Annotated in this window: 18 protein-coding genes and 1 tRNA gene; 6 read left to right on the plus strand and 13 right to left on the minus strand. The window is 47.5% G+C overall.

Features of this window, described 5'->3' with window-relative positions; translation table 11 throughout:
- The first annotated feature begins 12 nt into the window (after positions 1 to 12).
- The 5 genes from Q0698_RS07460 (at position 13) to Q0698_RS07480 (ending at position 7,381) form a co-directional block, all read left to right on the plus strand.
- Positions 13 to 3,144 (plus strand): TonB-dependent receptor, encoded by a 3,132-nt coding sequence (locus Q0698_RS07460; RefSeq protein WP_298635319.1) that lies wholly within the window; start codon positions 13 to 15, stop codon positions 3,142 to 3,144.
- A gap of 58 nt (positions 3,145 to 3,202) precedes the next feature.
- Positions 3,203 to 4,006: a S1/P1 nuclease gene (locus Q0698_RS07465; protein WP_298635321.1), complete on the plus strand. Its 804-nt coding sequence runs from the start codon at positions 3,203 to 3,205 to the stop codon at positions 4,004 to 4,006.
- 261 nt (positions 4,007 to 4,267) lie between these two features.
- On the plus strand, positions 4,268 to 4,846 hold the full coding sequence (locus tag Q0698_RS07470) for a thymidine kinase (protein ID WP_298635323.1): 579 nt from the start codon (positions 4,268 to 4,270) through the stop codon (positions 4,844 to 4,846).
- Positions 4,847 to 4,996: 150 nt separating this feature from the next.
- Positions 4,997 to 6,907 (plus strand): putative Ig domain-containing protein, encoded by a 1,911-nt coding sequence (locus tag Q0698_RS07475; RefSeq protein ID WP_298635324.1) that lies wholly within the window; start codon positions 4,997 to 4,999, stop codon positions 6,905 to 6,907.
- Positions 6,908 to 7,381 carry a hypothetical protein gene (locus tag Q0698_RS07480; protein ID WP_298635326.1) on the plus strand — a complete coding sequence of 158 codons (474 nt, stop codon included), beginning with the start codon at positions 6,908 to 6,910 and terminating at the stop codon, positions 7,379 to 7,381.
- 151 nt (positions 7,382 to 7,532) lie between these two features.
- On the opposite strand, the gene Q0698_RS07485 is transcribed toward Q0698_RS07480, so the two are convergent.
- The 10 genes from Q0698_RS07485 to Q0698_RS07530 form a co-directional block, all read right to left on the minus strand.
- Positions 7,533 to 8,030, minus strand: a complete 498-nt coding sequence (locus tag Q0698_RS07485; RefSeq protein ID WP_298635328.1) for a TspO/MBR family protein — start codon at positions 8,028 to 8,030, stop codon at positions 7,533 to 7,535.
- A complete protein-coding gene (locus Q0698_RS07490; RefSeq protein WP_298635331.1) occupies positions 8,027 to 9,616 on the minus strand; it encodes a cryptochrome/photolyase family protein in 1,590 nt (529 codons plus the stop codon). Before Q0698_RS07490 ends, Q0698_RS07485 begins: the two co-directional genes overlap by 4 nt.
- 1 nt (position 9,617) lies before the next feature.
- Positions 9,618 to 9,764 carry a DUF2256 domain-containing protein gene (locus Q0698_RS07495; protein ID WP_298635333.1) on the minus strand — a complete coding sequence of 49 codons (147 nt, stop codon included), beginning with the start codon at positions 9,762 to 9,764 and terminating at the stop codon, positions 9,618 to 9,620.
- A gap of 105 nt (positions 9,765 to 9,869) precedes the next feature.
- Entirely contained in the window at positions 9,870 to 10,262 is a 393-nt protein-coding gene (locus Q0698_RS07500) for a VOC family protein (RefSeq protein ID WP_298635335.1), read from the minus strand.
- Between the two features lie 225 nt (positions 10,263 to 10,487).
- Complete coding sequence (locus Q0698_RS07505; RefSeq protein WP_298635337.1) at positions 10,488 to 11,849, minus strand: DUF1254 domain-containing protein; 1,362 nt, start codon at positions 11,847 to 11,849, stop codon at positions 10,488 to 10,490.
- Between the two features lie 360 nt (positions 11,850 to 12,209).
- Positions 12,210 to 13,949: a sugar phosphorylase gene (locus Q0698_RS07510; protein WP_298635339.1), complete on the minus strand. Its 1,740-nt coding sequence runs from the start codon at positions 13,947 to 13,949 to the stop codon at positions 12,210 to 12,212.
- The gene (locus tag Q0698_RS07515) at positions 13,942 to 15,195 is read right to left on the minus strand and encodes a glycosyl transferase (RefSeq protein ID WP_298635341.1); all 1,254 of its coding nucleotides are present in this window, start codon (positions 15,193 to 15,195) and stop codon (positions 13,942 to 13,944) included. Before Q0698_RS07515 ends, Q0698_RS07510 begins: the two co-directional genes overlap by 8 nt.
- A 2-nt stretch (positions 15,196 to 15,197) precedes the next feature.
- Positions 15,198 to 16,028: an HAD-IIB family hydrolase gene (locus Q0698_RS07520; protein ID WP_298635343.1), complete on the minus strand. Its 831-nt coding sequence runs from the start codon at positions 16,026 to 16,028 to the stop codon at positions 15,198 to 15,200.
- 1 nt (position 16,029) lies between these two features.
- Positions 16,030 to 16,941 (minus strand): hypothetical protein, encoded by a 912-nt coding sequence (locus tag Q0698_RS07525; protein WP_298635345.1) that lies wholly within the window; start codon positions 16,939 to 16,941, stop codon positions 16,030 to 16,032.
- 393 nt (positions 16,942 to 17,334) lie between these two features.
- Positions 17,335 to 18,159 (minus strand): ion transporter, encoded by an 825-nt coding sequence (locus Q0698_RS07530; protein WP_298635347.1) that lies wholly within the window; start codon positions 18,157 to 18,159, stop codon positions 17,335 to 17,337.
- A gap of 190 nt (positions 18,160 to 18,349) precedes the next feature.
- Here Q0698_RS07530 and Q0698_RS07535 point away from each other — a divergent pair, with 190 nt between their 5' ends.
- Positions 18,350 to 19,276 carry a M14 family metallocarboxypeptidase gene (locus Q0698_RS07535; RefSeq protein ID WP_298635349.1) on the plus strand — a complete coding sequence of 309 codons (927 nt, stop codon included), beginning with the start codon at positions 18,350 to 18,352 and terminating at the stop codon, positions 19,274 to 19,276.
- Positions 19,277 to 19,294: 18 nt separating this feature from the next.
- Here the strand turns inward: Q0698_RS07535 and Q0698_RS07540 are convergent, their stop codons facing one another.
- The 3 genes from Q0698_RS07540 to Q0698_RS07550 form a co-directional block, all read right to left on the minus strand.
- The gene (locus Q0698_RS07540) at positions 19,295 to 19,771 is read right to left on the minus strand and encodes a DM13 domain-containing protein (protein ID WP_298635351.1); all 477 of its coding nucleotides are present in this window, start codon (positions 19,769 to 19,771) and stop codon (positions 19,295 to 19,297) included.
- A gap of 154 nt (positions 19,772 to 19,925) precedes the next feature.
- Positions 19,926 to 20,438, minus strand: a complete 513-nt coding sequence (locus Q0698_RS07545) for a YcxB family protein (protein WP_298635353.1) — start codon at positions 20,436 to 20,438, stop codon at positions 19,926 to 19,928.
- Positions 20,439 to 20,820: 382 nt separating this feature from the next.
- Positions 20,821 to 20,897, minus strand: a tRNA-Val gene (locus Q0698_RS07550).
- Positions 20,898 to 20,923: the final 26 nt, after the last annotated feature.

The following is a 20,923-nucleotide window of genomic DNA, read 5'->3' on the forward strand; positions in this document are numbered from 1 at the left end:
TGGAGGGACCCTATGAGAGCTACTCGCTTCAAACCTAATCTACTATCTATCGCGGTAGTATCAACTCTATCTTTGTCTATGCAATCCATTGCGCAGGACACTTCTTCGTCGATTCGCGGCAAGGTCGTAACCGATGATGGTCGAACAGTGACTAACGCAACGGTAACCATCACTCACGAGAATACTGGTCGGCAGGTTGATACTTCTGTAAATGACAGCGGCGTATTTGTCGTTAACGGTCTTCGCGTTGGCGGCCCTTATACCATTGAAGTTGATACAACGGAATTCACGGACAGCACGATTAATGATGTATTCCTTGTTCAAGGTAATAACACCAACTTCAACTTCACTGTTGGTAGTACGGTAGTTCTTGAAGAGGTCACCGTAACTGGTTCGCGTGTAGACCGACAGCCTGGTCGAGATTTTAGCTCTGACGACATCAGTAAATCCGCCAGTATTGACCGTGACCTTCGTGATACCTTGAAGCGAAACCCACTTGCTGTCTTGGACGGTGACGAATTTAGTGTAGCTGGAGCGAACCCGCGTACCAACGCATTTGTTGTTGATGGCATTCGCCAAAACGACAACTTCGGTTTGAACTCCAACGGTTACCCAACACAGCGCTCACCCATATCGCTTGACGCCGTAGAGAGTGTCAGCCTAAACGTAGCGCCGTATAGCGTTACTCAGGGTGGTTTCACCGGCGGACAAATTAACGTGATTACCAAATCTGGTACTAACGAATTAAACGGTAGTGTTTTTTATGAGTTTACCGATGACAGTCTGGCTGGAGACAAAGTTGATGGCGAGAACTACGAGGGGTTAATCTCAGAGGAAACTACCTGGGGTGTTTCAGCAGGTTTCCCAATTATTCAGGATACTCTCTTTGGCTTCTTAAGCTACGAGAAATTTGACAAGCCCTTAAACCCCGAGTTCGGGCCAGCAGGAAGTGGCCTTGCTAACGAGAGTAACATTACGCAGGCCGACTGGGATCGTATTGATTCAATAGCTCAGCAAACCTATGGTCTAGCTTCGATTGGCAGCTATGCCATCAAGCCTGTTGAAGAAGACGAAAAAATACTAGCCAAAATTGATTGGCAGATCTCCGATGATCATCGCCTTGCAGCGACCTATCAACATACCATCGGAAACCGCACTAACTTAGTTTCTAGCAACCCCTTCTCACTCAATGCTTCATCTTACTGGTATGACAAGGAAGAGGAGCTCGAAACCTTCGTGATGATCGCGAACAGTGATTGGAGCGATGTATTTTCTACTGAAGTAAAGCTAGGCTATAAAGACACTACTACAAGTCAGCAACCATTCTACGATCTAGGCATCGGTCAAGTTGCTGTTCGCTCTAGCTCGGGTACCGTCAACTTCGGTGTGGACCAGTATCGTCAGGCTAATCGCCTAAATAACCAGACTACCGAGTTCCTTTTCAAAGGTAATTACCTGTTAGGGGATCACCAAATCACCTTCGGCTATAACTACGAAAATGTTGATGTCTTCAACTTATTTGTTCCTGCGGCAAAGGGTTCATGGAGCTTTTCCTCGATTGATGACTTCGAGAACGGCCTAGTCGACCGCTTTAACTATTCCAACGCTGCATCCGGCAATGCCGAAGATGCGGCCGCTAGCTTCAGTATGGTCACCAACACTTTCTTTATTGAAGACCTCTGGACCGTTACGGACAAATTGGACATTAACTACGGCGTTCGCTACGAACAAATTTCAATGCCTGATTCACCGGCCACTAACCAAAACTTTGTTAATCGTTATGGTTTTTCGAACAACTCAACGTTTGACGGTGAATCAATGATTTTGCCGCGTATCGGCTTCGATTATACCGTGACCGATAACTTTGTTCTCTCTGGTGGTATCGGCAAATTCTCGGGCGGTTCACCTCTAGTTTGGATGTCTAATAGTTATTCTAACGACGGCCAATCTGCGCTAACCTACTTCGGTGGCTGGGATCCAGCATGGCCGATTGACTTCGCACAGGTTCCTGCGGATGCGACGGCAGGTCTTGTTGGCGGAGATGGTTTGGTCAATGCGGTGTCGCCTAACTTCGACATCCCTTACGATTGGCGTTACAGCTTGCGCGCAGAAACTTACTGGGACATTCCACTGTTGAGTGAAAGCGTTGAAATCGCAGCTGAGGTTATGCTTAAGCACAACAAGAACGACGTCCGCTGGGTTGATCTGTCTCGCCGCTATATCGGCGAAGATGGAACTGGCCGGACGGTTTATGAGACTTATGATCCGCTAACACAGTCACAGACCGACCGCTACGATCTAATGCTAACCAATGCGCAAGATGACGGTAAGAGCACCATCTTTACGTTATCGATGGCCAATGACTGGTCTAACGGATGGAGCATGTTCACCTCCTACACCTATCAGGACGTGACTGAGGGCACGCAGGGTTCAAGTAGTACCGCGCGTTCTAACTACCAATATCCAGTCACCCGCTACGACCGAAATGGTACAACACTCGGCCCGGGCTACTGGCAGTCCGAACATCGCTTCACTCTCTCGTTGAACTGGGAAAAGGAACTCTTCTCCGGATATGAAACCTCAGTCAACATGTTCTACGAAGCACGTTCAGGTCAGCCTCTTAGCTGGGTTCTTGGCTCTTACCGCGATGGTGGCTTAGGTGATCAATCATCTTTACAGGGTTCAGATGCTTACCTACCGTATATCCCAGTGGATGCGAACGACCCAAACGTAGCCTATGGCTGGGGATTGGACTACGACATACTCATGGACGCGGTTAATGAGATCGGCTTGGGTGGATATGCCGGTGACATGGTGCCGCGGGGCGTGGACTCTCAGCCGTGGATTCGCTCGCTGGATTTGAACATTAGCCAGGAGATTCCCGGCTTCACCGACGAGCATCGTGGCGTGGTCACACTTTCCTTCGTGAACGTACTTAATATGCTTAACGATGAATGGGGTGTTTATCGTTCACAGAGCTTCGGTAATAAGATCCTAGTGGATCACGACTACGACCCTGCTTCGGGCGTCTACACTTATAGTGTGCCGTTCGGTCAAGACGAACTCGAAACGCAAAATTGGGATCGAGTAAATCCGGAACGATCAGTCTGGCAGCTTAAGTTAGGCTTGCGCTACAACTTCTAAGCCTTTGAAGGGAGTGCCACGCCAGTGGTGCTCCCGTTTCATGTATGAGGAGCTAATTATGAAAAGAGCATTTCTGCTAGCCGGCCTACCACTCGTAAGTGTATTAGCCGTTGAGGTCAATGCATGGGGCGCATCAGGTCATAGAACCGTCGCTAAGCTAGCCGATAACTACCTCAGTGAGGAGGCTCGGACCGGCGTTAACGAGATTATCGGGTCGGAGAACCAGCTCTGGGAGCTATCAACATGGCCTGATGAGATTAGATCCAATCCCAATAGTTGGCGCCATACCTTTCCCTGGCACTACATTTCAATTGACGACCATGAAAACATTTATGGTGAGTTTCCTCGCTCTGATCGCGGCGATATTCTTAGTGGTATCGATGCTATGGCGAGCAAGATCAATGACCCTTCGCTTTCGGTAGAAGAACGATGGGAGGCCTTAGCGTTCTATATACATTTCGTTGGCGATATTCATCAACCACTGCACGTTGGCAATCGTTCTGACCGCGGCGGCAACGCTGTGCGGGTTGATTGGTTCGGTCAGCGAAGCAATCTCCACAGTGTGTGGGATAGTAAAATCATTGACCACTGGGGCCTAAGTTTCACGGAATTAGTCGAAGCGTTAGATGAGAACATTACCCTAGCTGACACCAAAAGTGCCCACGTTAGACCTATTGAATGGGCTGCGGAGTCCATGGCTCTGCGTAACCAATGCTATGAGCGCCTCGACGGCGACGATGGCGAATACCCGGACCTAGGCTATGAATATGCCTACTACAACGGTGAGTTGGTCAGAGATCGATTGCGACTGGCTAGTTACCGGTTGGCCTACCAACTGAATAACATCTTCGCGGCGGAATAAACGATATTATGAACGGGGTGACCTCTTCATGTCGCAATTAGCCCCGTCGTCTCGCTTTTCCCAAAGAACTAACATCGTTAGCGGCTACGCTGTCGGCTAAGTGCCTTCTCGACTCCGTAAGAAGCAACTCAACAAGCAGTAACGCCCTATACCAGGTTAATCACTGTTTTATTGCAGCGTCGACACTGGTTTTAAAGCGAAAATTGATCAATCATAGCTAATAAATAAACTGTCTCACTAAACTGTCGAGAGAACGAATTGATGGCACAGCTCTACTTTTACTACTCATCAATGAATGCTGGGAAGTCCACCACCCTGCTTCAGTCTGCCTATAACTACAGAGAGCAAGGCTTAACGCCGCTCCTCTACACAGCGGCGCTAGATAACCGAACTGAAGCTGGCACAATCAACTCTAGGATAGGACTGCAAGCACAGTCGAATATCTTCAACGCCCGTACTGACCTGTTTGATGAGATATCACTAATTCAATCCGATGAGCGACCGAACTGCGTACTCGTCGACGAGGCGCAATTCCTTTCGAGAGCTCAGGTTGATCAACTCGCACAAGTTGTGGATTGCTTAGGTATCCCAGTACTTTGTTTCGGTATTCGGACAGACTTTTTGGGGGAGCTATTTAGTGGTTCTAAACGGCTTCTTGCCATTGCTGACAAACTGAAGGAGATCAAGACGATTTGCCATTGTGGGCGAAAAGCGACGATGGTAGTCAGGTTGGATGAGGCGGGTGAAGTTGTTCGACAGGGAGACAAGATAGCTGTGGGCGGCAATGAGAAATATAAATCTTTATGTAGGAAGCATTTCAGTGAAGCATTTTTAAACTAATCGTCCCAAACTCCGAATGCCGAGAGCGCCACGAGATTGAGCTCCGAAGTCGCTCGAAAAAGCGAGTGAGACCAGCGCTAAGTGCTGTTAGGATCAATCATTCAATTACACTAGAACCCTTTCTATTAATTTCCGGGAATCATCTGAAGTATGATAGTGACTAAAAACCTCCGCTTTCTTTTCATAACACTGCCATTGATATTAGCTGTCGGTTGCGGTGGTTCGGGTGGTGACTCGCCAGAAGATACTACACCCTCAAATCGAGCTCCTATTATCTCAAATACAATTGAAGATATCATCGTTGCAGCGAATGAAGAGATTGATTTAGACGTCACTCAAAACTCTACGACCTTCAGCGATCCAGATGGCGATTCGCTGACCTATGATGTGACGCTAAGCGAGGAAGGTGCAGGTCTTACCGTTGACGGTAACCGTGTAGTGGGCCAGCTTGATGACACGACTAAAGTCACTGTGACGGTTACTGCTACGGATAGCACTGGCGCAAGCGTAACGATTCAATTTGAGATCACACTTCTGAAACCCGAGATCTCCGGAAGGGTGACCTATGAAGACGTGCCCGCAACATCTTCAGGCCTGGATTATGCCGAGACAGAGACTAAACCAGTAAGAGGCGCCTTAATTGAACTTCTTGACCAGCAAAATAACGTTATTGAGGCCGCTGTTACGAAGCCGAATGGACGTTATGAGTTTACAGCTATAGCCTTAGATGAAGTAGTTCGCGTTCGGGTAAAGGCAGCACTTGTTAGTCAGCAGGGAACTTTATACGTCAAAGTCGTTGATAACACGCAAGACTTTAGCCTTTATGCGGCCGAAACCGAACTCGGGAGCTTACGCGCATTGGGATCAAATCGTGATATACACCTTGCCTCCGGATGGAGTAACGGGAGTTATTCAGAATCTCGTTCAGCGGCGCCCTTTGCAATTCTAGATACGTTATATGGCGTATCCAGTAACGTTATTCAAAACCTTCCGTCCGTTGTGTTACCTAATCTAGAGGTGTATTGGAGTACCTTGAATGTTCCCGAAGATGGCGATGTCACTGCTGGAAAAATTGGTACTGATTCTTACTTCCAAAACGTAATCTATCTACTCGGGTCGGAAGACGTTGATACGACCGAATACGATGATGGGACGATTGCGCACGAATGGGTTCACTTCTTCCAAGACGTTATTTCCCGTGACGACAGCATTGGCGGCCCTCATTCTGGAAATGATCGCCTTGATCTGCGTGTGGCGTTCTCTGAAGGCTACGCTACAGGACTCGGTATCTTCCTAATGGATGGTAACGAGTATATCGACACCTATGGTAGTGGTCAGCGTAGCGCCTTTGTACTTGACCCGGAACGCACTTCAACCAATGCGAGGGGCTGGTATAATGAAGTCTCTATCATGAATCTCGTTTACGATATTCTGGATACTTCCAGTGACGACGAGCTTGAAGTTTCCTTAGCAGACATCTTATCGCTTCATCAGAATCTTCAGTCTGCGCCAGAGTTTATTTCGATATTCAGTTGGGCCTCTAGGCTCCTTCCTATGCTCTCTATTAACGATGCAGAACAGTTTGGTGCGCTATTAAATAGTCAATCGATTAACAGCGTCGGAATAGATCGTCTTGGTTCGAACGAACAGAACGATTCGGGCAGCACGTTTACGCTACCGGTTACTGATACACTTTTACTGAATAATCCGATAGTTCGGTGTATGGACGATACCTACGGCACCTATAATAAGTTGGGCAACAGTCGTTTTTATCGATTTCAGGCCGTCGCAGAGACTCGATATACCATTCAAGTGAATAGAGTTTCAGGAGGAACCTATCCGCCCTCGGTGACTCCGGGTGACCCCGACTTTTTTGTCTATTATGAGGACAACTTCCTTGCGGTAGGTGGTTCAGGTGTTGAAGATCGTGAGGAAGTTAGCTTCACCGCAACCCAGTCGGGCGAACATAGGTTAGCACTTCGCGAATATCTAATTTCTGAAGATCTCACACCGCGCGATGATACCTATTGTTATTCAACCACTATAAGTTTGGAGCAGTAAATGAAGCGTTATATGAAAACCCTACTCGGTTTATTGGCTTACTGTGTTCTCATCAACCAAGTCACCGCTGAAGTTACTTCAGAAGAACTCTACGATCGACCTCGCCCTACTCCAGCTATCATTTGGTCGCTGGAACGCGCTACTCAGCGCGGCGCTATATCTGAGGGCTCAATCACCTTCAACGCACCCGTCGATCCGAATTCAACGCAGCTGTTTATGATTGGGGGTACCCTTCAGGAACTTCACCAAAACCTCAATAAGAACGGACGCCTTACATCGATCGACTATGCGTTTACCGTTGATACTCAGCTCAAGGCACAACCTTTGATTAGTGTCGTCATTGACGAAGGAGACGAGCGAAAGCCCCACATTAGCTCATATCAACTTGAGGTCAGCGACTTTAGTCCAGAACTAACCCCCTTGGTAAACGGTCTAGTTATAATGCCTGCTAGTACCAATCGTGAGGAAGAATAGCCCTTCGACAACCACTTTAAAGACAACCAAGGAACTTGAGCCAGCTGAGTAAAAGCGGCTCAACGCTGATACAACTTGGCGACTAAACGCCAACGTAATGGTTTAAATGGAATAGGCTAGCTCAACGCGCTCGATTCATCTTGAAGGAACCTCACCCCAAAAGCTGCGGATTGGCTAACCATAAAGAAAGATTTAACGCTCCCGCGAAGCTTACCCAGAGAAGATAAGGCACCAACAGCACCGCCGCCAACTTAGAGGAGCGCCAAAATACAACGAGGGTCACTGCAATAAACAGCCATAGTACTACGATATTGATGAACGCAACATCACCCAGCTGCCAGGCAAAGAACACCCAACTCCATAACGAATTCACCACGAGTTGCGCGCAAAAAAGCTTGATTGCTAAGCGCTTTAAGCGCCAATCAGCCTGACGCCAAATCATCCAAACAGACACTGCCATCATCGTATATAAGAGTGCCCACACTGGACCAAAAAGCGACGGGGGTGGCGCCCAGTAAGGTTGGATTAGTTGCCCGTAGAAGTCTACCGCCTGAGCTGAACCCATTGCACCCACTGCCGACGCGGCATAACACAGGAGTAGCCATCCGATGAGTCCGGAGACCTGAATCGAAACTGAATATTTACTCACAGTTGATTTAAATCCTTAAGGTATAGATCGGCCTGATGGAGAATTGTTCGCTGTTCCTGTGGACTCTTTTTTCGCCAATTCGCGTACACCATTCGGTTGCGTCGATTTACCGAAAACTTATCCTCATGCCGACTCATGAAGTGCCAATATAATGAATTTAGTGGACAAGCTCGCTCCCCCATAACCGCTTTAACGCTGTAGAAACAATCCTTACAATAATCACTCATTTTATTAACATAATTGCCACTTGCGGCATACGCTTTACTCGCTAAAAGTCCCCCATCGGCGAATTGGCTCATACCGCGGGTGTTGGGTAGCTCGACCCATTCAATTGCGTCAATATAGATACCCAAATACCAATTATCGACCTCATCAGGATGGATTCCGGCGATGAGGCAGAAGTTACCGGTAACCATTAGTCTCTGAATGTGATGGGCATACGAGAATTGTAACGACTGCTCAATCGCAAAGCGTTGACAGCGCATCTTAGTATTCCCGGTCCAGAACCATTCAGGAAGCGGCCGCGTTGCCGTTAAGGTATTGAGTGTTGAATATTTCGGCATGTTCGCCCAATAGATGCCTCGGACAAACTCTCTCCAGCCTAAGATTTGACGTACAAAGCCTTCAATTTGTGCGATATCAATTGTCGTCGGGTTAGCCCGATAGTATTGAATAGCGACGTCAATGACCTCCAGTGGCGACAGGATTTTGGCATTTAGAGCAAAACTGATTCGCGAATGATAAAGACTCCAGGCCGACTCACTATTTGCCGTCATGGCATCCTGAAATTGACCAAAACAAGGTAGGCAGAAATGACAAAAGAAATCGAGCTGTTCAATGGCCTGTACTCTATTTATGGGCCATAGAAGATGTGTGTCCGCCTCCCCGATTGTTTGTACTCCATGACGCTGGAGTCGCTTGAGAATCTTGCTAACATCGTTGGTAAGCTTAAGGGGAATTGGTATCGATGCGAGGTGTTCTGCCTTGAGTTTCTGGCGATTATTCTGATCATAGTTCCAAGCCCCCCCTTCGGGTTTGCCATCTACCATGAGAATGTCGAAGCGTTGCCGCATTTTACGATAAAATGCTTCCATTCGATGGGCTTTAGCTTCCTGAAAATAGCTTTCTATTTCGTGATCGGAAATCAAGAAATGCTCACTATCAACGGCCGAGCAAGGAATCTCTTTTTGCGTCAAAAACTGACTAAGTTGACGCCGAAGACGATACTCATCAGGTAACTGATACTCAATCTTAGCAATTGAGTATGCTTCAAGAAAATACTCTAAAAGCGCATCTAAATTGCAAAAATCAGCGGTGTCGTCAAGTGTTAGATGTACCACGTGATGACCAGATGTTCTCAGATCATTGGCGAACGCTTCCATCGCTGCGAAAAAAGAACAGACCTTTTGCACATGATGTGTCGTATAGTCCGTTTCCTGGCGAAGCTCTGCCAACAGATAGACTACTGATTCGTCAACGTCATGATACCAATGGTGTTGCGCGTTTAGCTGATCGGCAAGCACGAGTCGAAGCGTGCGAAACGATGCCTCGGCGTTAGGCCCTATCCCTGACACTCGAGAAGTCATTCTAGCTTGCCTTCGTCTTTCGCGATGCACTACAGCGCTTTGAGCAGTACTTCACCTCATCCCAATTCTTTTCCCACTTCTTACGCCAAGAGAAAGGTCGCTGACAGACAGGACAAATCTTAGTTGCTAACTCTGACGTCTTTTTCATTGGCAGCCTCCTACGCAGTATCGAATTGTCTCTAGCAGAACCCTACTTTCTCACTGTAACCAGCGAGCCAATACGGTCCACTGCCCACAATTGTTTAAGCGTATATTAACCAGGGCGATGAAGACCACACACCTTATGGCCATCAGGATCCAAAAAGTAACATAGATACATCACACCGATATCGCTATCACGAGGACCTGGTGCGCCTTCAACACTCCTTCCTCCGTTGGCTATTGCAACGTCATGAAGAGCTTGAAGCTGCTCCGGTGAATCACACGCAAAACCAATCGTCGAGCCGTTGGCAACCGTCGCTGGCTCGCCGTTGATCGGTTCGCTAATGGAGAAAGTTGAACCGTTGTGGATATAGAATAGCCGTTTTTGACCTGTCGCATTGACATGTGTCATGGCTTCACCGGCACCGAGGACAGCAAGCACTGCATCGTAAAACGTCTTAGACGCTTCAATATCATTCGACCCAATCATCATATGACTGAACATTTAACTGTACTCCTTGGTTTGTTATTGCACGGCTCAAAAGGATTAAGGCGCCGTTCAACGCATCTATAGACCAACCACAAGCGGAGAACGGCACTCAAATCCTAACCAGGATGGGACGAGAGCACTGGCTAATGAAGTATAGCGTTTGCATTACCCTACGGAATCTAAGTCCTCTACGTGTGCTCACTCAAATAATCAAGTGTAAAACTAGTCTTTAACGCTGAATCAATTAAGGCGCTCAAGACGAGGAATGTTCCAACTTCCATTCAGGACAGCTTGTTCAGGCCAGTATAGCCGCATCGTCAACACCATCTCTCCGGGGTTGGCAGGGAGCCAATTACTTTCTCTCCCCTCCGGCGGGTTGCCTCCGAAGAAGAGATCAACGGACCCATCAGCATTCAATACGAGTGAGTCCATTGACCCCAACTTGTACTTACTCGTCGCCGTTGATTGCAAGAATCCATCCGAGCCATAAACAGTTATCGACCACAAAGCGCGCGCAGGTGGTAGGGTTCCCTCGGGAAAATGTAGGCGGTAACTGTGTGCACCATCTAATAATCGGCCCTCACTATCCCTCGATGCCGACGGATAGACTGCATCTTCTTGCAGGTTTGCACCCAGGCCGACTAGCGCTACTAATGCTCGAGTATTGTAGTCAACTCCATAGCGGCCAAGATTGTCAGGAGGGAAACGCCAGTCCGCGTCGGTAGAGTCAACAAGATCGGTAATATGCTCTTGGAGGCGTTCGCGGGCCACCTTTACTCCCAAAGCAACGACCTCTTGTATTTCCTCCGATTGCTCCGACAAGATATAAGGCTCGCCAGGTACAAAATTAATCGCCTCAAGCTTGCCAATAATTTCATCGTCATTGGTTGCAGGGGGGTTCGCAGCCATCGATACAGAAAGCCGATAGAAGAATTCCTCCGCAGACATATTTGACACCCAATCCTTGGGCTTAGTGATCCGTTGAACTGATGGAATATCTACTAGGTCGTTTTCGGCTATCAACGATATCTGCGACTGCGTTTCCGCTGCCAACAACTGGTCGTCGCCGGCAGTGGCCGCTATCCGTCCAATGGCCCATGCGAGGTTGGTGGGACTTCGAATAATCGAAGCCTCGTCGCCTTCCGGAGCGCTATGATCAGGACCGACGAGAATAAGCCGTTGCTTAAATTCGTTGGGGTTTCGTGAACTCGGTGTGGCAATTACATTAGTGTAAGCGTCTAAGATAGGCATCATGTAATACCTATCCGAAAAGCTAGGTAAGTTCAGTTCGATTGGGCCCGCGGAGAGATCAAGCATGGCAGTACTATATAAGAAATCAACTGCTGGACGGACGACCGCTGTAAAGTTTGCATCGGGAAAGGTCTTCTGATGGCGGAAAGTATTAATTGGAACGCTACCAGCGTTTCGTGGATCGGTCATCGCGATTCGTGTCCCATCCATTATAACTAAGGGAAGTCCATAAACATAACCCTCTCCAGCCGCCCTCAGCTTTGACTTGTCTGCAGTGATAAGCTTCCACGTATCACCGGAACAAGACGCTAAAATACTAATCAAAATTAAGGTCATCAGTTTTAATCGCACGGTAATCCCCCAAAAGTGCTAATTGCCAGTAGTATGACTGACTTAGTTTGTTGCTCACTCTAACAGAGCCAACTCGCGAAGTTCAACTGTAAAGGAGATGATGGATTAGCGTATCAAAGCGGTCTGGTTCAATGCCAGGGGTAACCGTTGTAGGGGAAATTAAATCACAATAGTTCGGTAAGAATCATGGCCCAAAGCACACCATTTACGGTCATCCGCAACACCTTGGTTCGAGTTAGCTCATCGCATCCGAATCAGAATTAGAGACTATCTGTAGTTTAATGAGTGCCCTAAATCGAGCGACGAATAGTCGTTATTACTCGACCTATGGTGTTAAACAACGCCAAATACTGAGACTATTTACTGACGATTACTAACCCATTTAAAGGCATAAGGTTGAAATTCGAGTTCACCAGCGCCCACTGCGATGATTTCATCAGTAATTAAATCGTACCAGTCGCTTAACACCACAAGATTTAACTCACTAACCGGTATTCGCTGCGTCTCTCCCGTTAGATTATAGAGACAAAAGATACTCTGCCTGCGGTCGTTACTCTGTCGCCAAAAGCCAAACAAACCTGGGCCTAACTGCAATGTATATTGTGTTGCATTCGGGTGAAACGAGGGCTGTAACTTGCGAAGAGTGATAAGTACTTTGAGTGCTGAGACTACTTTCGCATTCGGAGATTCTGGGTGGCTTAGGTGCTGGATTAGTTGCTCGTAGTCCCATTGATGACGATTGATCGCGCGGTTGTAACCCAAGCGCTCTACCGCTAGATGATCGTTACGGGTACCCAGCAGACTATGAATGTATATAGCCGGGATGCCCTCTAGCGCCAGCATCACTGCATGGGCACAGATAAACCGCGCAAAGCCAAACTCATCGTGCCCTTTCACTGTGCCCTGCAGCGCGTCCATCAGCGTAATATTAATTTCATAGGCTTTACGAACGCCGCCGGCACCCGCGCGCCATGACACTAAGCCGCCTGAGCGCTCCATAGTGCGAATAAAGGCGTCTACCTCGTCATCGCTTAATAGGCCTTCCACCGGACGCAAACCAATTCCGTCATGCGACGCAAGAAAATTGAAATAGGTGGTGCCAAACTGTGCTGGCGGAAGGGTCATCAGCCATTGTCGGAGGTAGTGGCTATCTCCGCTTATTAGCGAATATACCAACAGCGGCGGCAATGAAAAGTTATAGATAGCGTGTGCTTCGTTAGCATTCCCGAAATACGCAAGATTTTCCTCATTAGGAATATTGGTCTCGGTAATGATCATCGCGCCATCAGCCGCGTGCTCTATTAATGTTCTTAGAAGCCGGACCAACTCGTGGGTCTCAGTTAGGTTAATACTTGAAGAACCCACTTGCTTCCACAGAAACGCCACAGCATCCAACCGAAATACTCGAACCCCCTTATCTAGATGCAAGCGAATAATCTCTACAAACGCCTTGAGTACCTCGGGATTGCGAAAATCAAAATCAACTTGATCATGACTGAAGGTACACCATACCCAACGCGGGCCTTCAACAGTGTCAACACGTTGTAACAGCGGGCTTGTACGTGGTCTAACCACTTTACTCAGATCGTCCGTTGGCAGTGCCGTAAAGTAAAAATCTTTGCCCGGATGAAGTCCCCGTTTAAAGTTTTCGAACCAAACGCTATGGCTAGAACCATGATTAATTACAAGGTCTCCCATTAATTTGAAGTTTGCTGCAATCTCCGCGATATCGTCCCAATCGCCGAGAAAATCATTCACTACCGTGTAATCCTGTACCGCAAAACCGTCATCCGACGTCCACGGAAAGAACGGTAAGATATGCACCATACTAATCGCTTCAGAGAGGTGGTCTTCAAGAAATCCAGCTAGAGTATGCAGCGGCTTTTCACCGTTGGCCAACAAACTATCGCCATAGCAAATCAGTGCTATGTCTCTTTGGTCCCAAAGACTGTGATGGGCCCGAGGTGCTTCCGCACAGGGCTCGAGCCTCATCAATTGTAGCAACGTGGTGGCAAGATCACTGATGGATTCTTCTCGCTCAATATCACGGTAGATCTTACTTAGATGCTGCTCAAGTCTGAGGCGTAAAGGATTAAGCATGTTCATAATCGTCGTGCTGACTGGCGACTGCAAATTCCTGATGATCACCTTCAACGGCGTCAACCAAACGCTCAAAAATGTCGGGGATTGCGCTGACCACCCGCCCCCAACTTGGGATAAACGGCCTTTCATGGGGTTCGTCGAGGAAGGTTTGACCGGCATCAATAATATTATTAGCGAAGAGCTCGACGGCCTTCTCTTCGCTATGAATATCAAAGTCTAAGCCGTTCATTAAAGAATCATTTCTATAGGTTTCCACAAAGTCGAGTGCGATTCGCAGATACGTAGCTTTAATCGTCCGAAAGGTTTCCTGTTCAAAAACCATGCCGCGCGTTGCTAACTTTCGGAACACAGCTTTTGATATATCAATCGACATTTTATTAAGGCCAGCAGCTTTGTCTTCTGGCGCAAGCTCCTGATGCTTGTGGTCATAATTGTCCGCGATATCAACCTGACAGAGTCGATTACTATTGTAGTTCCGGTAGACCTCGGAGAGGACACCGATTTCTAAACCCCAATCGCTCGGAATACGTATGTCTCTCAGGACCTCTCTACGAAACGCAAACTCCCCTGCCAAGATATAACGAAAACTATCGAGATAGTTTAGATAGTCGCTTTCACCCATGACCCGCTTGATGGCTCTAATCATCGGAGTTACAAGAAGCCGCGAGACGCGGCCATTTATCCGTTTATCGGCCACGCGAGCGTAATAGCCTTTGCAGAATTCGTAATTGAATAGTGGGTTAGCGACCGGGTAGATGAGCCGTGCGAGAAGCTCTCGATTGTAGGTTAAGATATCGCAATCATGCAGTGCAATCGATTCAGCTTTTCGCGTAGCAAGGGTATAACCCATACAGTACCAAACGTTTCGCCCCTTACCGGGCTCCGGCGGAGCCAAACCCATAGCTTGCAGTTCGGCATCAATCGCGCGAAGTCGTGGACCGTCATTCCATAACACTTGATGGTGTTGCGGTAACTCCGAAAAGAACGATAGCGCATGGCGATATTCCTCTTCGGTAGCGCGATCGAGACCAATAACAATTTGGGCCAAATACGGTACCTGTTTAAGCTCGCCAAGAATACTCGGTAGGGCTTTGGTGCCAAGCTCGGAATACAGCGAGGGCAAGATTAACCCTAGTGGTCGCTGCTGGCTGAACTTAACGAGTTCGGCCTCCATACTCTCAAGAGAGTGAGTGCCAAGGTTATGTAACGTTGTAATGTTTCCGTTTTGATGAAAATCTGCCATGGTTACTTCCCTTTTGTATCAGGTTCGATTTGTAGGAATCGAGCAATTTCCTCCTGCCAGCCAAGCGGACCGCAGGATTTGCTCGTGCGAACAGCGGCTGTGGTGGTTAAATTTGGTGATGGGTTTACTGGCGAGCGAATAACAATAGGGAAATCAGCAACCTCTAACATTGGTGCATCATTTCCGCCGTCACCCAGAGCAATAGTTTGCAAAGCGCTAGACTTCAACTCCTGATAGCGCGCAGTGACCCACTCCATTGCCCTGCCCTTATCTGTATCACCGCCAAAGTGAACGAACCGCCCACCAATATGTACCTTCGCACCATTATCTTTGGCAAAACTACGGAACGCGTTCAGCGATGAATCTGTTCCTATCCAATGTAATACCTCTCCGTACGCGCGGGACTTTGCTGACCTCGCCTGATCCATTGTTAGACCAGTTAAATCGCTCAATTGAGTAACCGACATCTCACTAAAGGTGGTAAAGCATTGTGGGTGAGCGCCAGCGAATTGTGTGAGTAATTTACGCCAATACTCGACCGGTTCAACGAGGGCGTGGCACCAGTAGTCACCTACGGCGTAGCTCTCCGCGGGCGCCGCTAAAAACTGACGCTTTGGAAGATATGCTGCCGCACCGTTTTCGATAATAAACGCATCTTCAAGCCTTAACGCGGTTCTGATCTCTGTTGTCTCGGCTTCGGTTTTACTGGTATTCAGCACAAGAGGAATAGCCTGCGCTTGAAGTGCAGCAATCGACGCTAACGCGGCGTCGAACGAGTAGTCATGGTGATCCAACAGCGTGCCGTCTAGGTCAGAGAACACAATAAATGACAATTTATTGCCCTCCCATCTTGATGATCGAGCCAACTATTTGGCGTGATGTATTCAATTTGAAGACAACATCCGCATTTTCTTCTAGCGTAGCTAGGGCATGTTCCGTCAGCCGTTGGTAGTGCTGTACAAATCGGTCTACCTGTTTAGCCCCCATAATGCCAGAACGATCCGCCTCTTCACCCAAGCTAGCGCTTAAACGCTCTTCCTGCTCCAGACGCCACGCGACAACGCAGCTGAAACTGGGTGCCTTTAGCAACACTAAGCAGTCAATGACATCGAAGAGCCGTTGATAGCGCGTCAATTCTCCATTCACCCACGTTCGCCACGTTGCCTGAGGATCCTCGAGTGCCTCCAAGCTGTTAATAGGTAATTCTAGGGCACTTGGAACTTGTGGACTAATCCCTACACACCAGCCTTCTAGGATCAAAATGTCACAGGGTGCACCAAATTGGTGCCAATCTGCTTTTGGACGGGGTTCATCGGTCGCTTTGTTAAAGGAAGGAATTGCTACTTTGCCCGAGCCTCGTGTTAATCCATCAATGGTATCTAACGCTAACCGTAGATTATGAGTTCCAGGGACTCCGCGCGTCTTTAGTAAGGGATGAACAGTCGTCGCCAACGCGTTTCGAGGCTGGGAGCCTAAATAGAAGTCATCCACTGAAATTGCCAGTGCGCTATATTCCGAGCAAGCTGAAAGTAATTCCACTAGTAGTGCTGCAATCGTAGACTTGCCTGAGCCTTGGCATCCATTGAGCCCTAGTACAATGGGTCGTCCTTCCAGCGCTCGAAGTGAACTAATATGAAGGCATAATGGAGCGATAAATTTCATCGCATCACGAATGAACATTGGGCCTAAATCATTTTGTTCAGCAAAATCTTCAACAATTCGCGCTATTCTATCCCTTGATTCCACGTCCCTCTCCTGATCGATAAGTCAGACGTTAGTGTAACCAAAATGGTACGGCACTATCCGCTTACATCGTCATGACACATAAAACCAGTACAGCAATAACCGTGCCTAGTGTGTAAATCACTTCAATACAGCTCTAGTGGGTTACGTGTGCTAAAACATATGGAAAATAGAGTGGGTCACAACACCTCTAAACAACGTTACAGTGTCTCGAAGCGTATGCTGTTGTTCTTCATGGCCTAGGATGTAAACAGCGGCTGCTGAAACTAGGACTAGAACTTATTGGGATAGACTCCAACAAGCACTAATCAAAGGTTACAGGCTTCGCAGATCAGGGCTGCAATACCACCATATTGGAGGTAATACGTCAGTCACCGACAGAGTAGCAGACTTAAACTAGCGCTTTTCTAATAGCACTTTCAACTCGGATATCTGCTCCTGTAGGTCTAGCATAGTCGGCACGCCAGCGTCTTCAGCTTCCTGTTTAGCAATACGCGCATGCTCTTCTTCAAGCGTACTCACGACAATACCAATGACCATATTTAAAAAGGCAAAAGCAGTTAAACAGATGAACGAAAAATAGTACATCCAACTAAGCGGGTAGACTGCCATGGTCTCGTACATGACATCCGTCCAATCTTCAAACGTCATAACTCGGAATAGCGTAAGCATGCTAATAGAGATGTCTCCCCATAGTGTGCTATTTACCTCCGCGAAGAAGGTAGCGCCAATGGCGGCATAGATATAAAAGATGATAAACATCATGAGCATGACATAGCCCAATTGTGGCAGCGCTTTGAATAGAGAGTCCAGTAAAACACGGAGCTCTGGAATGATTGACACCATCCGTAACACTCGGAATATTCGCACCAAACGCCCAATCAGCGCCATCTCGCTGTTATCAATTGGAATAAGACTAACCACAACAATTAGGGTATCGAAAATATTCCAGCCCTTTAGAAAAAACCGTTTTTTATCTGGCTCACCCAAAAAACGAATCGTAATCTCAAAAAGGAAAATAAACGTTACAGCCCAATCGAGTATGGTAATGGCATTAACTAACCCGGGAGATAGTTCATAGGTCCTCGCACCAATCACTAAGGCCGAGAATATAATCACCGCCACAACAAAAAGCTCAAATGCTTTATTTGATCGTAAACGGAAAAATGCTGCTTGAAGCGCCGCGGTTGAACCTTCGGACGAATTACCAGAGTTGTTCATGAGTATGTGTTGGCCAGCTGGTCAGATTACGAGTTTAAGCGGGCCTGTGCTCCATCGTTGTTGTAATGCGATAATTATCAATCAAAGTACCACTTCAACCAAGGACTTTAGACAAAAAGGCTGAGGTAAGGAATTGACAACCGAGCGGTAGCTTCTTACGCTGAATTACAAACTACAGCAAGGTAACGTCATGACAACTCACTTTTATCCAATTGGTATTGAAGGGCAACCATGGAGTGACTCCGAGCGCCAGAGTTGGTATGAGAACACTACCATCAAACGTAGCTACCAACGTGACGTACTTGACCGTATCAGCCAATTAGACTCAACGTTCCAGTTACACCAATACGGCGCGCTTAGTATCGACGCTGAGAGATATCCGTTATTCGCACTACTTAGCTTACCGCGTCGAGAACTTCTACCTACGGTGCTTATTACTGGGGGTGTCCACGGTTACGAAACGAGTGGTGTTCAAGGAGCGCTAGATTTTGCCGAGTATCATGCGCAACAGTATGTGGCTCACTTCAACCTAATAATCGTTCCGTGTGTCAGTCCCTGGGGCTATGAAACGATTAACCGATGGAATAATCGGTGTGTAGATCCAAATCGTTCTTTCATTGCCAATAGCCCTTCCGAAGAAGCCGCTCAACTTATTGCTTTTATGTCTCAACAGCCAGATATTCTCATCCATGTTGATCTACACGAAACAACTGATAGTGATGAGCAGGAGTTTCGCCCCGCCCTTGCTGCAAGAGATGGAAAAACTTACCAGCCCGGCGAGGTTCCTGACGGTTTCTATACCGTGGGCAACACAGCTAGTCCAGAACTTGCTTTCCAAGCTGCTGTGATTGACTCGGTTGCTGCGATTACTCATATCGCACCGGCCGATAGTCATAATCAAATCATTGGCTCTGATGTGGTGGCGCATGGAGTGATTCTTTACCCCATGAAGAATCTTGGACTCTGTGGAAGTTTAACCAACTGCCAATACGGGACGACGACCGAAGTTTATCCGGATAGTCCGAGTGCCTCACCGGAAATCTGCAACCGCGCTCAGGTTGCCGCCATTCAAGGTGGATTAGATTTCGTGATAAGGACTCAAGAGCTTGAGCGCTGATATCTTGCTTCGCTAATACTAGCGGTACTGAGCTGCCGTAATAAATTGCCCAAATTGCTCACACCAGATAATCACCGAGTTATAGTCCTCGACATTAACATCTGATGGTAGGTCGACGATAAAACTGTCGAAGGTTTTAACGTCCGCGACGCGAATCATAGAATGTTTAAGGCGTTCAAAATCCGCTTCGGTTTCGACAAACTCTGGAGAAAGGTATAGCTTATAATCAGGACCCGGTGCTAATTCGCCCACAAAGCTTACTTGCTTCTCCCCAACCGACACTTCTCCCTTCCCCCAATGAAAACTATCGCTATCCGTCAGCTCTATCTTGAAGCTAGCGTGATACTTAGCTTCGGCTGAGACGACGCTAACCTCATCGTGGCTTGGCGCATCGGGCGCTATAAGGATGGGAAGCATGTAGATCCCGATAAAAAAGCCAAGTATTAACACCATGACGTGGCTGGCGGTTAGGCCGATAATTTTTCGAATACTCATTTGTTATTATCCAAAGTTAGATGGGGGGATATCACTATGAACTCGCACAGCGATTACTTCCGGCATATGATAGATGACGTATCTAGCATTACTATTTCGTCATACGCGTACTTTCCCACCTTTCATGTGACAATAATGCCGCCTTTTGACCGCATTATTCGTGACTTGCTTCAGAGTCGCTATGGTGGGAGCGAGCGTTACCCACTCGGATGATATCCAACACCACCTCCTCAGAGAATATGGATTTTGAAAGGTATTGCTGAGCACCTTTTGCGGTGACGAGTATTAATCCGCGCTCGGTTTCTACTAGCGATGAGACATCCGTCCAGTTGATGTTTGTAATGGTGTTACCACTTCGCGTTTCGATACCCTGTTCGTCAAGACTGAGCGTGACCTGCCGACCGCCTGTACGTCCTATCATTTGGCGAGTTAGCCACCACGCTCGTTTGTAACGAATATGAAGTAGCTCGATTAAGCCAAGGGCTAAGATAAACAAGCCGAGTGACTTTGGCTGGTCTGTCCACATTAGTGCAAAGATACCTAGAGAAAGCATCATTAAAGGGAAAACGAAGTTCGGTCTCGCACTTTTATTGTAAGCCTTTGATTCATCGAAGCATTCGCCGAGGTATTCTTTAGAAAGGACGAATTGAGTTGTATAGGGCTGCATTTAAACCTCGTTATCTATGTTTTGCGAGCTAGCTCGATGCAATAAGCCCTCGGTGCGCGTAGATTATCTGACTTGGACCAGAGCTTCAGTCTAAGTTAGCAGCTCTATATCTCTACGGCAATTGGGTGGCCAGTATTCAATTAAGGAGCTGGTTGAAAGGGTACTCACTGGGCGAACTGCCAATAATCGACACGCTGGGCACTCAACATCTTTAAAAAATGGGGTTTTCAAGACAGATTGCACAAAGCAATTAAGAGATCCATTACGGTTTAGAAGCTGACACTGCTACGCTAGCGAACTGAATTTTGTGCCATTCGAGTGGATATTGGATCGGTAAAAGCAAGCTTTGAAGGATGATTCTGGAATTTTGAAAGGAAATAATTGGTAGGACTACCCAGATTCGAACTGGGGACCTCTACCATGTCAAGGTAGCGCTCTAACCAACTGAGCTATAGTCCTATGTCGTTTGCAAGAATTTGCGTCAA

The sequence above is a fragment of the uncultured Umboniibacter sp. genome (assembly GCF_947497555.1).
In the GTDB taxonomy this organism is placed as follows: Bacteria; Pseudomonadota; Gammaproteobacteria; order Pseudomonadales; family DSM-25080; genus Umboniibacter.